Below are 15,648 nucleotides of genomic sequence, written 5' to 3' on the forward strand. Positions count from 1 at the left end.
GCGTCCGCCTCGCGGAACCCCTTCCCACGGCGATGCCGGTAACGGGGCCGAGGTGGTCCACGTCTTCCGTCGTGATGTCCCCCCTCGGACTCTCCCCGGACGGCCACGACCGACCGGCCACGCCTGACCCCGCCGAAGTTGCGTGAGGCCCTGATCGAGCTGGGCTGGAGGTTTCGCCGCCCTGAGCCAGCAGCAGCGGCATGTCCCCGTCGGCCGGTGTGCCGTTCACCGCGTACGAGTCCAGGGCGAGCGCGACGCCGGCGGCCCCGTCGAGGTAGCCGGAGACGTCGGAGCCGAACGGCACCTTCGTCATCGTGAAACGCAGTCCGAAAGGCAGTACCGGGTCGAAGGCGGAGACGAGTTCGGCGGCGATGTCGTCCCGCAGCTCGGCCGGCCGGGTGTCCTGCCACAGCTCGTCGAGCCGGCCGAGCTGATGCAGGGCCCCCGCCCAACCGTGGCACAGCGCATGGTCCTCGATGCCCCAGGCCGACCGGGGAAGGACAAGCAGCCGGTCCACCGAGGCGCGGGCGAGGTCCGAGAAATCCGTCCGGCCGAGCGCCTGTCCGGCCGGCCACTGACAGTCGGTAGACGAAATCAAGCCATGGATCAAAGGATCGGCCACTGCCGAGGGCGGAGTGGGTTGGTTGGGCCCCTCGCACGTGAAAGGCGGCAGCGCTGCCTGAACTGCCCGAGTGCCGCGCCTTTCGACCCGGTCGGGGAGCGCGAGTCCGACACCGAAGGCGCGGTGTCGACCTACGTCAGGGACAAGGGACTGCACGTCGACTCCATCGACGTCACCAGCACCCGGCCATCGCCGCCCTGACGACGCCGTTGCCCGGCGTGGGTCAGTCGCCGGGTGCGTACTGCGCACCGATCGCGGTCACATGCGAAACCGCCATGACCTCACCGGTCCTCCAGGCCGCGTGAGCCGACCTGTCACCCGGACCCGCGTCAGACCCACGTGCAGCGGTCCACCGGCCCGGCCCGGTCCATGGCTGCTGCCGTCACAGGCTCAGCAGCAGGTCCCGGACCTCGGCGGGCTGGGACAGGAACGGGTGGTGGCCGGCGTCGAGCTCGACGACGCTGCCGGCCCGGCGGGCGAACTCGCGCTGCAGGCCCGGCGGAGTACCGCGGTCCTGGGCGCAGACCACATACGTCGAGGACACCTGCCGCCATGCGGCCGCGCCGACCGGCTGCCCGGTCACCTGCACGCTCTGCCGGGCGAGGTGGTCCGTCGCCTGCCTCTGGATCTCAGGGTCGCAGTCCTGCAGGAAGGTGTCCACGAGCAGCTCGGGCCGAACCCCGAAGGTGCCGGCGTCGGGATCGACGTCGAGGAACGGTGCGGGGCTGCCGTCCCCGAACTCCGACAGGCTCTGTCCGACCTCGGGCAAGTAACTGGAGACCAGCAGCAGGTGGCGTACCGACCCGATTCCCGCAGCGGCCTCCGCGGTGACGATGCCACCGTAGCTGTGGGCGACCACGACGGTCGGCTCGTCTCCGGCCTGCAGCACCTGCCGCACCGCGGCCACGTCCTCGGACAGCCCCGGACCGCCGACGCCGCCGGGCCGGCCCACCTCGCCGCAGCTCGGCAGCGCCGGGGCCACGCTCGGCACCCCTCGCTCCTGCAGCAGCTCGGCGGTTCGGTGCCACCACCACGACCCGTCCCGCACGCACGCCCCATGCACGAACACGACCCTCATAGCTGCCTCCACGCCTGCCTTGACTGCCTGACTGCCTGACTGCCTGACTGTCTTGACTGCCTGACTGTCTTGACTGTCTTGACTGTCTTGACTGTCTTTCGATCAACGGTAGACGTAGCAACCGTTACGTGAAAATGTGGGGTCGTGGGCAGACGACCGCAACCGCAGATCAAGGAGAGGCTGCTCGATGCCTGCGCTGACCACGCTCTCGCGCACGGCCTCCCCGACCGGCTCGAGCCGCTGGCCACCGCCACCGGGACCTCGGCCCGCATGCTGATCTATCACTTCGGCACCCGCGACGCCCTGCTGCGGGCCGTCCTCGGGCGTGCCCGTCAACGCCAACTCGACACATTCGGCGACCTCCTGCGGGTGCGACCCGACGAGCCCTACACGGCCACCCTGGAGCGCGCCTGGACCTCCATCACCGGCCCGGACGGGCAGCCGTACCTGCGGATGTTCGGTCAGCTGCGCGAGAGCGCCGAGCAGCAGTTGTGGCCCAACTTCCGGCGCACCGCGACGACCGACTGGCTCGGGCCGCTCGAGGAAGGTCTGCGCAGTATCGGTCGGCCGGATCTGGCGACGCTCGTTCTCGCTGTCATCCGTGGCCTCCTCATGGACCTCGATGCCACCGGTGACACCAAGCGCACCGACCAGGCCTTCCGTGACTTCCTCGGCGCAGTCGAGAACTTGTCCCGAGATTGCCGGTGGTCGGGTGACGTCGGGTCGTCCGCGGAGTAGTTGGCGGCCGAGGGCCTCTGCTGTCCACTGCACCCGCGGTAGCGCCAGCTGGGCATCAAGCCCGCCCCGGCGGCCCTGAAGGGCGTTGCGGGAGCTCGGCGTGGAGTGGGCGTGACAGCGCCGCCGTCCGGCCGTTGACCCGGCCGGCCACGCCCGGGTACGCAGGGAGGCCCCGGGCTGTCATGGCGCCGCTGGACTTTCCATCGACGCCCGTCATCTCTTCACACGACTGCGCACGGCAAGAACCGCAAGCCCGAGCAGAGCCGGCTCGACGAGGCGGCTCGTCATCTCGACGTATGTTCCGGCGGTGGTCAGGTCCTGCCCGGAGGCACGGAAGATCACCGAATTCGCCACCACTCTCAAGGACTTCTCGAACCGCGCAGTCGACAGACGCCGACGGTACGGCCCTCCCGGGTTGGCCGGGTCGGTCTTCTTCGTAATCAGGGTCACGCTGCGGCCGTCGATCCCGCCCTTGCTCATCAGGTCCGGATCGCCCTGCGGCAGCCCCCACAGCATCATGGCCAGCACGGTGGCCGACATGGCCACACCCAGCCACGCCAGAGCACGGGCGGCCCGCAGACCGTACCCGGACACCGCCCAGTACAACCCAAGGATCATCCGCTCACCACGGGGCGCCTCGAGGTCATGCCGGCGCATTTCCATCTCGCCGTAGTAGAAGTCGGCCGCGCCCGGCTCGTTCTTGCCGTCCTCCAGCGCTTTGCGCAGCTGCCGGTAGACCGGTGCGAGAACGGCGGGCTCGTGCGTCTCGACGCCCTCCGGGGCAGGCGTCCACCCAGGGGTGCCGTACCGGCTCGCACGCCAGTGATGCTCCTCGGCCAAGGTCCGGCGCCGCGTCCATCGCACCGGCAACCAGCCCCGCCGGGACACCCCCTCAGGCGGCAGCGGCAGAACACACCGGCCCTCGAGCCTCAGGTGGTCCAGGTGGACCGTCTCCACGAATCGACAACCCGTCAGGTCGACGTCGGCCAGCACCAGGTGTGCCACATCCACACCGCTCACCGACGTCACACGCACCCGGGCGTCGGTCAGGCCCGGCTCGTCGATCTGCTCGTCCAGGGGGGAGACGAACGGGCTGGACCGACCCGCGACGGTCACCGGGAACTCAAGTACGGCGTCGCTGATGTCGACAGCGGCGTGGCGCAGCCGAAGCGCGGCAGTGGACGCCCAACGCGTCCGCCGGCAATGAAGGTCGCCCGCGGCGACCTCCAGAGTCACCGCGGACTCAAACACCGCGTCGGACAGGTCCACCAGCCCCGGGCAGACCAGGGGGCCGATCACGGCCGTGCCGCGGAACACCGCTCTCCGAAAGCTGAGGTCGCCCTCCGGGCGGGCCTGGCAGAACGACACGTCGCCGCCGATCTTCGCCCCGGTGAACGTGGCACCCGTCTGGAAATGAGCCTCGGAGAACAGCACCTCCTCCCCCAACTCCGCTCCGTCGAAGCACGCTCTGCTCCGATGGAAGTGCGCCCCGTCGAAACAGGCAGGGCCGGCGATCACCGCGTTCTCGAAATCCGCGCCGTCCTCGAAGTAGGCGCCGTCGAAGTAAGCCCTGCCCTGGACGACGAATCCGTCAAAGCGAGCGACGCCCAAGAAGCGCACCCCCGTGAAGTGGGCTTCCTCCCCCGTGGTGGCGCCTTTGAACATCGCGCTGCCGCCGACGTGGTCGACGCAGAACCGAAGCACACCCCCTGTGCGGGCTCCGTAGAACCAGGCGTCGGCGTCTATGACGGTGGATTCGAGCCACAGTTCGTCGGTGACTTTCGTGTTCCCGAACCTGAGGTCCTGCTCGAAATGCGTATCGCGGAAATAGGCGCTCCCCTCGAACACCGCGGCACCGAGGGAGCAGAAGCCGGAGAAGTTGATCTCCTCGAACGTCACATCGCCGGAGAACCGGGCCTCATCGAACTCCGCCTGCCCGAGCAGAGCACGTCCCGTCGCCGGATCCCGGAGCCGGGTGAGCACCTCGTCCAGAAGTGCCTGTGTGAGGGGAGTGCCACGGTGGTCGATGTCGGCACCAGGAGCCAGACCGGCGAGATACGCGGCGCGCTCTCCGGCGTCCAGATGCGCCAGGCAGGTCGCAGAGGTCCCGGCCCTGCGGCCTCGGCAGCGTTTGCCGCCGGCGTCACTGTGCCCGCACTGCGGCCAGTCAGGAGCGTCGTGCGCGTCGGCCTCGGACTCGGATGTGATGGCTTACTCCCTTCCCGTCTCACGCGGCGAAGACGGTGACGTCCTTCCGGTCGAAGCGCTTCGGGCTGTCGACCACCGCCTCGACCCACCAGCGGCCGGGCGTCGCCTCCAGTTCCGCCCGGTACCGGTCGGTTCCGTGTTCCTCGAAGACGACGGGCTGCTTGGCCGTCCTGCCCGACCGCCACATGAATGTCCGCAGATTGCGCCCCTGGAGGTTGTGTCCGAGCAACTCGACCGCGAACGGCCGGCCGGCGACGACGGCGGAGGCAGGGAAGTGCAGAACGATGCCCTCTTCCCCGGCGAGCATGCTACCCGGAGGGCTTCCCCTCCGGACCGCGGCGAGCACGTCCCGCAGAGCGGCGGAGCTCGCCATGTCCGCGTTGCGGAAACCGGTCCAGAGCATCGGGCTCTGATCCCCGACGGCCCAGTCCGCGAGGGCGGACAGTCGCGGCACCGTGCCGTCCCCCGGCCCCAGGGAGCTGTTGTCGCCGGAGGTGAGGTGCAGGCCGTCGGAGGAGAGCGTGATGGCCTCGGGCGTGGGGTAGTCACCGCTGGCCAGGCAGTGGACCGTGTACGGCAGTCCGCCGTCGGGGTCGGTGCGACGGTGCCCGTCCCTCGCCGTCCTGAACTGCTCGTGGAAGTCGAGGACATCGCGGACCGCGGCGGCAGGCAGGCCGGGAACCGGATACCGGTGGTCGGTGACCATCCGCGGCCGGCTCTTCCCCTCGGCCCGGACCGCGGCGTACATCGGCAGCATCTCGGCTACCGCGGGCAGGCCGAGGGCCCAGTCGCGCAGTACCTCGTTCAGCCTGGCACGTGCGTCCGCGCCCGGACCGCCCGTGCCGGGAACCGCGTGCCCGGCCAGAAGACGGGCGGCCTGCGCCAGCCCCTTCTGGGGAGTGCCGAGAGTGACCAGGGCCCGGGCGGTCCTACGGCCGTCCTCGCACTCAAGGTAGTGACGCCCTATCAGGCCGCCCGTCGAGTGGCAGACCAGAATGACTCCGGGGTCGTCGGGACGGTCCGGGTAATGCGCGTCGACCTGCTCGCTCCATCGGTCGAGCTCCCGCGTCACCCGTGTCCTCAACTGCCGGGCGACCAGCCGGTGGGAGAGTCGCCAGTCATAGGTGAAGGAGACGAACTGCGCGGTGAGCGGGTCGCCGAGCGCGGCGCGGATGTCGGGGTAGCCCGCACAGGTCATCAGGCCGGGCACCGAGTCCGGAGAAGTGAGCAGTTCACCGGTGTCCAGACGGAAGCGGCCCTCGGGCAGCGCGTCGCCGAGTCCCGGTGGCAGGGCCACCTCGGCCAGCGTCCCGGCCGTGGGCGACGAGTGGATCAGGGATTCGCTGCATCTCGCCCAGACGTCCTGGCCGTCGCGGCACAGTCGGGTGCCGAGAAAACCCGGTACGAAGACCACGAGGTCATGTTCCACTCCGCTTCCTCCCTCGCCAGTTCCTGCGTTGTGGCACGGCTGCCACCCGGTCCGCGGTCACCGCGCATCGGCCGCGAAGAAGGTGCGCGGCAGTCGGATCAGGTCGCACCGGTCGTTGCCCTGTAGCGCCACCACCAGACCCTCCGGGTCGGGAGCGGTGTCGACGGCCTGGACGTCGTAGCCGCGCGAGGGGATCCCGGGGCCGTCCAGCCATCTCCTGGACCAGACGTCCCACGCGGGTGAGATCATCCGCTCGGCACAGAGCAGGAGCACGGGCCGCTCCACGGGACCTGCGAACACCAGCGAGGTCACTTGGGGGAAGAATCCCTCGAGTCGCTCCGGCGGGTGGAGGCCCTCACCGGAGCAGTCCTTCACATACACGCTGCCGCTGTCCGCCCAGGCCAGCAGGGGCAGGGATTCGGCGTCCTCCTCGTCGTACAACTCCCCCAGGGCGAGACAGGTGGGAGTGGCGCCCATACGGATGCTCTGCTCCACGCCTTCCTCGTGCTCCCGCCATACCCTCAGCTGGTCTCCCAGGTCTCCGGCGATCCAGTACGTGCCGTCCCTCATGACCCTGGCGTCGATGCCGCAGAAGCCGGAGTCGGTGCTGATCTCGCCCGTCGTGTTCTCGGCGGACGGGACACCGGCCGGGATCTCGTACCGGGTCAGGCGCCGGCCGTCCGGTACGCACAGACGCAGCGTCGCCCGGGACGGGTCTGCGACAAGGCTCAGCGCTCGAGCCGGCTGCCCGGCATCACCGCCCAGCGCGATGTCCTGATGGGCCACCACGGACAAGTCCTCGTCGAGCCGCCACAGTCGTACGGTTCGTCCGGCCGCGGCGGCCACCGCCCAACCGTCCGCCACCCGGACCGAGTCCACTGCTGTCACCATTCTTCCATGGGTGAGCTCGGTGGCAGGGTGGTCGGCGGGGGCACCCGGCTCAGGGCGGGACACACGCACCCGGTCGCCCCAGGTCCGGCACAGCAGGGGCGGCCCGCCGGGCGCCGGGGCCAGGGCGACCGCGGGGCGCTCGTTGCTCGGCCGCCGAGGAGTCTCGTGGCCTGCTTCCAGGGCCGGACCCACGTCCACGAAGCGGATGTCCGGGCCGTCGGCCACCGCAAGCAGCCCGTGTCCGCGGGGCTCGAAGGCCATGGCGCCCTGCCTGGGTGCGTCCAGCTGGAACGCCGCCTCGCGTCCGGGTTCCTCGACGGACCAGATCCGCACGACGACTTCTTCGTAGCCGGCGAGCAGCAGTTCGTCGCCGTGACGGCCGAAGGCCAAACCCTGTGCCTTCGAGCGGAACTGCGCCACGCGTCGCACGGTTGGTGGACCGCCGTGGACGGCGTCGCCCGTCTCGCAGCACCAGACGCGCACCTGGTGTCCGTCGGACACGGCGAGCCAGCCGCGCTCCGGAGTCGTGGCGCGGCGCGGGGTACGGGCCGCGGCCGCAGCCAGAGCAGGGTAGTCGAGTGCACCGAGTTCCACCTGCTCGGCGCGGAGGCCGCCGACTCTGTTGACAGGTCGGTCCACCTCGAACAGTTGGGCTCGTTCCCCCGCGGCCAGAACGAACAGGCGTGTCCCCATGGTCACAGCGGCGAGATGCCGCACGTCCACCGTGCGGATATCCACCAGGTGGGTGCCCAGCTGCTGCATGCCGCTCTTCCAGAACCACACCCAGATACGGGACCCGTCGGCCGCCAGCGCGACGGTCTCCGTGGCCATCTCGGCCGTGGCCAGGGCGCGTACGGCGCCGCCCCACCGGTATTCCTGGTCCGGGACGCGGGCACCGGCGCGCCAGAAGTACACGGCTTGGTCGTCACGGGCGACGGTGACCCAGCGGGGCCCGGCGCCCACCTCCCGCACCTCGCTGAGAATGCTCCCGCGTTCACCTCCGGAGCGGGGAAGCCGGCGGGTCAGCAGCCGGGCGCCCGACTCCGGATGCAGGACCTGGATCTCCCCCAGTCCGCCGGCCGTCAGCGTGTCCGCTGGCTGCAGTGCCGCCGCCTTGGTCCCCGCGCGCCAGCTCAGCGCTCTCGCTCCTCCCAGAGGCGCCGCACGACGCCATTCCGGAGGGGCCGGCCGAACGTCGGTCCAGTACTCCTGCCAGGGCAGGAAGCCGTCAATGCGCTGCAGGGCCCGGTAGGTCGCGTCCCGGTGGCTGACGAACGCCGTGGCGCTGGTCAGAGCCTTCCGTGCGAGCAGGTCCGGCAGCGACAACGGGGAGGAAGCGCGGGGAAACGAACCCGCGACCCGGCCGTACAGCGCGGCCCCGTCACAGTTCCGGGCGAGACCTGCGGCGAGGGGCAGCATGACATCGGGGTTCGTCCTCATGAGAAAGTGCACGTCCTGGAAGAGTTCTTGCAGGACGGCCGGCCCGACCTGGGCGGCATGGGCACCCAGGTACTCGAAGGTGTAGTCGTCGGCCTCGCTCCAGTCGGTCCCGGCCCGGGCGCGCAGGGTTTCGACCACCCTGCGGTGTGCCTCCTGTGTGCTCAGTCCCGCGTCGGAGAGAAAGAAGTCGCCGTAACTGGGATGGGCCAGCTGGTGGCGAACACGGTTCGCCGCCTCCCGTCCGCCCTCGTTCCGCGTGGCGACGATGCCGCCGTCGGCGTTCCGGCAGACCTGCCGCACGTCCTCGAGGGTGAGCTCGGGCGTGCCGTCGTCGCGCAGCGCGTTGGACAGTGTGAGCCAGGTCGCATCCGGTGTCAGCCCGGGTCCCTGGATCACCGCCAACGCCCGCAATACCTCACGGGCACGCTTCGCGCCCGGCTGCCTCTCGAGATGTCCTGTCTCCTGCGCGAGCCGCCTGCGCAGGTCCATGCCGCCGTTGCGTATCCACGACAGGAGATCGGCCTCGGTGACGACCTGGGTCCGGCGGGCGAGTTCGGTCGCGACCAGACGGGCGACCAGGAACGATCCCTGACTCTGCGCAGCGATGGTCTCGGCCGTCCAGTCACGGTCCTCCTTCCGCCGCCCGTCCCCCCGGTACGGAGAGTGCTCCCCGTCCAGCACCGACATCGCCATACCGGTGATACTCGCGCGCGCCTCCGCGTCGTCTCCCAGCACGACGGGTTCGACGCTCTGCTCGAGTGTGTCCAGGAGCGACTCCTCCTCCGTGGGGGCGGTGGTGCGTCTGCGGGGCTGGGCACGTGTACCGACGATCACGCGGACGCCCGGCAGCCCGGACAGCGGGTTGAGCAGGTGACGGGCGATGTCGTGTGCCTGGTCCGGGAGAGCCTCGTCCAGTGCGTCGAAGAGCAGGTTGACCGAACCGGCCCGATCGACCAGCTCCTTGAAGGCGTCGGCGTACGTCTTGGACGTCACCCGTTCTTCCGGCAGGAGGGGCGCCCCGTCGACGTGCGCCAGCACCTCGCGAAGGGACGCGGCCAGCGAGTGGGCCGACTGCCCCCTGCAGCTCAGCGCCGCGTGCACGGTTCCTGCCCGGGGCAACGTCGCAGGGTCGAGCTTCGGACCGAGCGTCTCTCGCCAGCTCTGCAGTGAGGTGAGGGCCAGGCGGCCGAGCAGTGCCGTCTTCCCCGTCCCCGCCAGGCCGGTCACCGCGAGCAGCCCTTTCGGGTGAGTCTCCATCCATCGCACGATCCGGCTCAGAGCGTCCCGTCTGCCCGCGAAGTGACGGCTGAGGTGGCTTCCCTCCTCCAGACCGAACTGCTCGGCCTCGATCCACGGCTTCCGTCGTGTCATCACGGCCGGCCTGTACTCCGGACGGTCCGACGCATGGAAATACGGGTTGTCCAGGAAGTTGTTGGGCAGCGCGCGTACTTCGATGCAACCCGGTCTCTGCGCGGGGTCGTCGAGACCGGCGGCCGCGGCCTCCGCGTCCACGGCGTCCCGCAGATAGGGCAGGGGTAGGTAGAGGGCGGACGGTTCGAACGGGCGCGCGTGGTCGGGCGCCACGAAGTCCGGTTTGGCCAGTGCTTCCTCCAGCCATTGAACCCAGCGACCCTCGGGTACCTGCGCATCGGCCCCGGACGTGCCGATGACGGTGAAACCCGCCCGCCGGGTCTCCCTCGCCCTGTACACCGTCGTGTTCCGCTCCAGGTCCAGGGCGTGGCGCAGCGCCTCGTTGAGGGAGTTGTAGCCGTGCGAGGAGCAGGCGTCGACGATCAGAAGGGTGTCGGTCTCGTACTCGGGCCGAAGGAGACGGCCCACGAGATCGACCAGGGAGACGGCTCGCTCGGGTTGAAAATCTCCTGACTGCCAGGAGTCGGAGCAGGCGAGGAAGTAGCCCTCGTCTCCCAGCTGGACGCCGTGGCCCGTCCAGTAGAGGATCTTGCGTTCGGCGCTGTCGGCGAGGAACTCCTCCAGACCGGTCCACAGTTGCCGCCGGGTGGAACCGACCCGGTCGACGGGGAGACTCTCCCCGAACCCCAGTTCCTCGCGCACGGTCTGCGTGAACCGGCGCCGTACCTCTGCCAGCCGGGGCCGGTGCAGCCGCTGCCGCATGCCTTCGTCGGGATGCGTGTAGTCGGACACCGCGACGGTGCCCACCAGGGAAGAGGAGCGCCGCTCGGTCTTCAGAAGCGTCAGCTGATCGCTCACGTCGCTCCGTATCATGCAGTCGACGGCATCCCTCTCATTCCATTCAACCTTATTACCACTGGAGTTGACGATGCGTGACAGATTCACCGTGGTCGGCCGGGCAACAGGCTGCCACCTCTTCGAGGGGGACGGGACGCGGCCCATCCAGGAGGAGAACGTCCGCGTCCGGTACACGCCGGAGCGCGTGGAGTTCCCGGAGGAGATCGGGGCTTGGCGGCGTTCCATCGAGGCGGAGGAGGAGCGCAAGGAGGCCAGCGGCCTGCCGCACCGCTGGAACAACGAGCGCTTCGCGGTCGACCGGGTCGTGGTGACTCGCACTCACCTGGCCGAGGAGCCCGTGGTCTCCCTCTCCCTGCGGGACGCCGACTACTTCGACTTCCTCACCACGTCGCTCAATCTGGAGCGGCAGCAGGAAAACGGCCTCACGCTGCGCAAGCAGTATCTCGAGGACAAGGATCCGGCGGAGGCGCCGGCTTGGATGAACTGCAGTTTCGGTGTCAATGTGGCCCTGGAGACGGGCAAGGACGGCAAGATGCTGTTCTCCCGGCGCAGCGCCCAGGTGGCTGGGCCGAACAGTGCGCGGTGGAACTCCTCGGCCAACGAAGGCCTGGCCCGCGAACACGACCTGCCCAAGGACGGCAGCCCGATCAGCCTGCACGCGGTGGCCCGCCGCGCTCTGTACGAGGAACTCGCCGTTCACAGGACGGACAAGCTTCGTCTGGAGCTTCTCGGTTTTGGACTCGACCTGGTCAATCACCAGTGGGCGGGTTTTTTCCGGGCGGTCCTGCCCGATCTGGACGAACCGACGCTGCGCCTTCGTTGGACGCGAGGCGTCACCGACAAATGGGAACACGACCGCTTCGAGTTCGTGGACTCGGACCCGGAGTCGGTGCTCGGCTTCATCGCGGACAAGCCGGAGGACAGGTGGACGCCCTGCGCACCGACCCTCTTCTACCTCGCCCTTGTACGCGGTGCCGTGGAGCGCGGCAACGGTGACCCGGCCGGCCGGTTCGACGTGGAGCGGGCCGAACAGAACATCATGTCGGCCAGGGGTCTGTGAGGCGAGGGGCCGGTCCGAGACGTCTCGACGGATTGCCCATCCAGACCTCTCCGTGGCCGAGGACGTCCGAGGAACACCTGCGCGGTGACGGTGGCATGGCCCTGGAGCACGACGTCGGCCGCCATCATGGTGTGCGGCCTCACGATCACGTGATCGCCATGGCCACTCCCGGCCACACGCACACCGTCGGCATCACCAGGTCCGCCCTCTGCACGTAGTTGTTGCCACTGTCATCGCGGAACTCGCGGCCGGGTAGGGCTGTCGTGTCGGATGACCACTTCTTCTTCGGTGACCATAAACGCTACGGAACTCACGTCGATGAACTTCGCTTCATCCGGATTGACCAGCTTCTTGTAGTTTTCGGAGGCAAAAAACGCATGATGGTCTTCCCAGCTTTCGAACCAAATTTCGGTCAGGCCGTCGTAGGCGGGGCTCGGGTAGTTCTCGGCGCGCACCGGGTGGGACACGGTGTACTTCCGCACGTAGCGCTGCGCCTCCGGAATTGAGGTGAACAACGGGGCGTGCCGATTCCGGTGATACTCGACGAATCGCTCGAAAGACATTCCTTCGATGCGGTTGATCATGAAGATGAACTTGAGCACCGGCTTCTTCCTTCTTCCTCGTAAAGCCGCGTCACCGTTCAGCTGCAGGGGGCTGCAGGACGCGCGACTGCACGAGTTAACCTAAACGCTCACATTGATGTCAGGGGCAAGCCGTTGTGACCCAGTGCACAATGAGGAGACGGGATGCGGATTGGTGAACTGTCCACCCGGACGGGGGTCAGCCGTCGGTCGCTGCGCTACTACGAGGACCAAGGATTGCTCGTCAGTTCACGCTCTCCCAGCGGACAGCGTCACTACGACGAGGACCACGTCCGAAGGGTGCGCCTCATACAGGCGTTCCTGGCCGCAGGCATGTCCAGCAGCACCATCGCCGAGATGGCTCCCTGCATGGCAGAGCCCAGCAGGCACAGAGCGCGGCGAGCCCTGACGATCATGAATCGCGAGCGAGCTCGGCTCTCTTCAGCCATGGACGGCATCGCCGCTGCCAGGTCGGCGCTCGACCACCTCATCGAGGACAACCAGAAGTACCTGGCGAAGGACACAGACGACGAACCCGGGTGGACCGGGGCGGAGGGGTAGGCGGAAGGAGGCCCACTGCGATGACCGAGTGCCCCCGGGCCGCTGGGCTCGGTTCGCCGGGGCGGGGCGTCGCCGAGCCCGCGTCGCGGGATCGTCAGTCCCGCGCGTCCTGGCCGGCACCACCGGTGACGGCGGTCACCTGCTCGGGGGTGTACCCGATCTCCGCCAGTACGGAACCGGTGTCCTCGCCGAGTTCGGGGCAGGGGCGGCGTACTCCGAGGGAGGAGTCCGAGAAGCGCACCGGCTCCCCGATGACCCGGTAGGCGCCGACGTGCGGGTGCTGCTGGACGTCGAGCATGTGCCCGTTGGCCCAGTAGGCGTGCTCGCCGGCATGGTCGAGGTTCATGACCGGGGCGAACGGGATGGAGTGCGCGGAGCAGAAGGCCTCCCACTCGGCGGTGGTGTGCCCGTCTGTGTAGTGGGCGATGAGCTCGTACAGGTCTCCCACCTTGGACTGGAAGTTCTCCGGGGTGAACCCCTCCAGCTTCTCCGGATGGCCGACGAAGGCGAAGAACGCCTCCGCGTCACGGTGGTTGTACGGCAGGATGCATGCGTAACCGTCCTTGGTGGGGAAGGCCATGTGCCCCGGTTCCAGGGAACGGGGGAAGCCGACCGGGCCGGCCGGCGGCTCGTAGGCCTGGCCGCCGATGTGCTCCACGAGGGTGAAGGCGAACATCGTGTCCGCCATCGGCACCTCGACATGCTGCCCCCTGCCGGTGCGCTGCCTCCCCAGCAGGGCGGCGAGCACGGCGTAGGCGATGGTCATGCCGCAGACCTTGTCAGCCATGGCCGTGGGGATGTAATAGGGCTTGCCGGTGACGCGCCGCATCAGGTCGACCATGCCGGAGGATGCCTGGATCACCTCGTCGTAGGCGGCGTAGTCGGCGGCCGGGGAGTCGGAGCGGAAGCCCTGGGCGTTGCAGTACACCAGTCGCGGGTTGCTCTCTGCCAGGTCCTCGTAGGTGAGGCCCAGCTTTCGCAGGGCTCGCGGGCGCATGTTGGTGACGAGCGCGTCGGCCGTGGCGATGATGTCCAGTGCGGCCTGCTTGCCCTCGGGGCTCTTCAGGTCGAGGCGGACGCTGCGCTTGTTGCGGTTGATGTTCAGCGCCAGCGCGCCGATGGTGTCGGCGTCCCGCTTGTGCAGGCGGCGCATCACGTCCCCGGCCGGGGGCTCGATCTTGATGACGTCGGCGCCGAGATCGCCGAGGATCTGGCACGCGTAAGGACCCATGATGACGCTGGCCAGGTCGATGACGCGCAGGCCCTCGAGGGGACGGGTGCCGGTCGTCGTGGTGGAGTCGGTCATGGCGGTCTCATCCCTTTGCGGAACGCTGTGCGGAATGCGGATGCGGATGCGGCGGAGGCTGAGCTCGAACGCGGGGGTGGCAGGCCGACGGATCCGGCGGTGCGAGCCCGGTCGGACGGCGACCGGCAGGGCTGACCGACGGCTCAGACGAACGCGCTGATGCCGGTGGTTGCGCGGCCGACGATGAGGGAGTTCATGTCGCGGGTGCCCTCGTAGGAGTAGAGGGCCTCGGCGTCGGCGAAGAAGCGGGCGGCCTTGTACTCCAGCAGAATGCCGTTGCCGCCGAAGACCTCTCGGGCCCAGGCGACGGTCTCGCGCATCCGAGTGGTGCAGAACATCTTCGCCATGGCCGCCTGGGCGTCGCTCAGCGTGCCCTCGGCGTGCAGCTGGGCCATCCGCACCGCCATGGCCTGCGAGGCGGTGATGTTGGCGAGCATGCGGGCCAGGAGGTCCTGGATGAGCTGGAAGCTCGCGATCGGCTTGCCGAACTGCTCGCGCTCCACCGCGTAGGCGCGGGCGGCTTCGAAGGCGCCGATCGAGCAACCGATCGCCTGCCAGGCGACACCTCCACGAGTGACCTTCAGCACGCGTGCGGTGTCGCGGAAGGAATTGGCCCGCTGCAGGCGGTTCTCCTCCGGGACGCGTACGTCGTCCAGGACGATGTGGGCGTTCTGCACCCCCCGCAGGGAGATCTTGCCCTCCAGCTTGTCGGCGGTGAAGCCGGGCGTGCCCTTCTCCACCACGAAGCCCTTGACCTGCCCGTCCGCCTCGTCGTGTGCCCAGATCACGACCAGGTCGGCGAACGTGGCGTTGCCGATCCACTTCTTCTCGCCGTTGAGCACCCAGTCGCCGTCGTCGCGGCGGGCGGTGGTCAGCAGCCCACCGGCCGTTCCGGAACCGACCAGCGGCTCGGTCAGTCCGAAAGCACCGATCTTGCGCCACTCGACCATCTGCGGCAGCCACCGCTCACGCTGTTCGTCGGAACCGCACTCACGGATGGAGCCCATGCCCAGGCCGTTGTGGACACCGTAGAAGGTGGCGAACGACGGGTCGACGCGGGACATCTCCATGCTGATGAGGCCGCTCAGCAGCGGGCTGCGGGCGGTGATGCCGGGGGCATCCCCGGGGATGCCGGTGATGCCCAGGTCGCGGATCTCGTCCACCATGTGGAGCGGGGACTCGGCCCGGGCCCACAGTTCGCCGGCGTTCGGCTCGACCTTCTCGCGCAGGAAGGTACGGATCCTCTCCAGCGTCTGTCGTTCCTCGGGCGAAAGGAGGTCCTTGATCCGGAAGAAGTCGCCTTCGACGGCGGACGGGTCGATCTTCTTGTGCTGCGCGGACATGATCGTCCTTCCATGGGTGGAGACATGCGGTGCACCGAACCAGAGTTCCCCGAACCCGGCCAGTGGATCCGGCACCTCTGAGGTGGCTCGGTGGGTGTACGCACCGCTACGGACCGCTCTTCCAGTGACTCCCAGGGAAGTGACAGGTCAAAGACCAGATCC

The 15,648-nt window shown here is 68.9% G+C and carries 10 protein-coding genes and 1 pseudogene; 3 read left to right on the forward strand and 8 right to left on the reverse strand.

Annotated elements, in window-relative coordinates; translation table 11 throughout:
* Window positions 1-184 precede the first annotated feature (184 nt).
* Window positions 185-568 (reverse strand): annotated as a pseudogene (locus RM812_RS02295) (lanthionine synthetase LanC family protein); the annotation flags it as partial.
* A gap of 436 nt (window positions 569-1,004) precedes the next feature.
* Window positions 1,005-1,700 carry an alpha/beta hydrolase gene (locus RM812_RS02300; RefSeq protein WP_311570664.1) on the reverse strand — a complete coding sequence of 232 codons (696 nt, stop codon included), beginning with the start codon at window positions 1,698-1,700 and terminating at the stop codon, window positions 1,005-1,007.
* Between the two features lie 144 nt (window positions 1,701-1,844).
* Here RM812_RS02300 and RM812_RS02305 point away from each other — a divergent pair, with 144 nt between their 5' ends.
* Entirely contained in the window at window positions 1,845-2,438 is a 594-nt protein-coding gene (locus RM812_RS02305; protein ID WP_311570665.1) for a TetR/AcrR family transcriptional regulator, read from the forward strand.
* 213 nt (window positions 2,439-2,651) lie between these two features.
* Here RM812_RS02305 and RM812_RS02310 read toward each other — a convergent pair whose 3' ends face one another.
* The 3 genes from RM812_RS02310 to RM812_RS02320 all read right to left on the reverse strand — a co-directional run bounded on the left by RM812_RS02310 (window position 2,652) and on the right by RM812_RS02320 (window position 10,635).
* Complete coding sequence (locus RM812_RS02310) at window positions 2,652-4,421, reverse strand: pentapeptide repeat-containing protein (RefSeq protein ID WP_311570666.1); 1,770 nt, start codon at window positions 4,419-4,421, stop codon at window positions 2,652-2,654.
* Window positions 4,422-4,665: 244 nt separating this feature from the next.
* Window positions 4,666-6,075 (reverse strand): esterase/lipase family protein, encoded by a 1,410-nt coding sequence (locus RM812_RS02315; protein ID WP_311570667.1) that lies wholly within the window; start codon window positions 6,073-6,075, stop codon window positions 4,666-4,668.
* Between the two features lie 57 nt (window positions 6,076-6,132).
* Complete coding sequence (locus tag RM812_RS02320) at window positions 6,133-10,635, reverse strand: NACHT domain-containing protein (protein WP_311570668.1); 4,503 nt, start codon at window positions 10,633-10,635, stop codon at window positions 6,133-6,135.
* 70 nt (window positions 10,636-10,705) lie between these two features.
* Between RM812_RS02320 and RM812_RS02325 the strand changes: the two genes are divergently transcribed.
* A complete protein-coding gene (locus tag RM812_RS02325; RefSeq protein ID WP_311570669.1) occupies window positions 10,706-11,695 on the forward strand; it encodes a translation initiation factor 2 in 990 nt (329 codons plus the stop codon).
* Window positions 11,696-11,925: 230 nt separating this feature from the next.
* Here RM812_RS02325 and RM812_RS02330 read toward each other — a convergent pair whose 3' ends face one another.
* Window positions 11,926-12,297: an EthD domain-containing protein gene (locus RM812_RS02330; protein WP_311570670.1), complete on the reverse strand. Its 372-nt coding sequence runs from the start codon at window positions 12,295-12,297 to the stop codon at window positions 11,926-11,928.
* 144 nt (window positions 12,298-12,441) lie between these two features.
* On the opposite strand from RM812_RS02330, the gene RM812_RS02335 reads away from it, so the two are divergent.
* Window positions 12,442-12,837 (forward strand): MerR family transcriptional regulator, encoded by a 396-nt coding sequence (locus RM812_RS02335; RefSeq protein ID WP_311570671.1) that lies wholly within the window; start codon window positions 12,442-12,444, stop codon window positions 12,835-12,837.
* A gap of 94 nt (window positions 12,838-12,931) precedes the next feature.
* Here the strand turns inward: RM812_RS02335 and RM812_RS02340 are convergent, their stop codons facing one another.
* Both RM812_RS02340 and RM812_RS02345 read right to left on the reverse strand, forming a co-directional pair.
* Window positions 12,932-14,143, reverse strand: coding sequence for a CaiB/BaiF CoA transferase family protein (locus RM812_RS02340; protein WP_311570672.1), 1,212 nt, complete (start codon window positions 14,141-14,143; stop codon window positions 12,932-12,934).
* Between the two features lie 143 nt (window positions 14,144-14,286).
* Entirely contained in the window at window positions 14,287-15,486 is a 1,200-nt protein-coding gene (locus RM812_RS02345; RefSeq protein ID WP_311570673.1) for an acyl-CoA dehydrogenase family protein, read from the reverse strand.
* Between the last annotated feature and the right edge of the window lie 162 nt (window positions 15,487-15,648).

The organism is Streptomyces lancefieldiae, from assembly GCF_031845825.1.
Lineage (GTDB): Bacteria > Actinomycetota > Actinomycetes > Streptomycetales > Streptomycetaceae > Streptomyces > Streptomyces lancefieldiae.

Excerpts from the sequence above, each read along its gene's own strand:
- RM812_RS02300 (WP_311570664.1), bottom strand. The coding sequence starts at position 1,700 with ATGAGGGTCGTGTTCGTGCATGGGGCGTGCGTGCGGGACGGGTCGTGG.
- RM812_RS02325 (WP_311570669.1), top strand. The coding sequence starts at position 10,706 with ATGCGTGACAGATTCACCGTGGTCGGCCGGGCAACAGGCTGCCACCTC.
- RM812_RS02335 (WP_311570671.1), top strand. The coding sequence starts at position 12,442 with ATGCGGATTGGTGAACTGTCCACCCGGACGGGGGTCAGCCGTCGGTCG.
- RM812_RS02340 (WP_311570672.1), bottom strand. The coding sequence starts at position 14,143 with ATGACCGACTCCACCACGACGACCGGCACCCGTCCCCTCGAGGGCCTG.
- RM812_RS02345 (WP_311570673.1), bottom strand. The coding sequence starts at position 15,486 with ATGTCCGCGCAGCACAAGAAGATCGACCCGTCCGCCGTCGAAGGCGAC.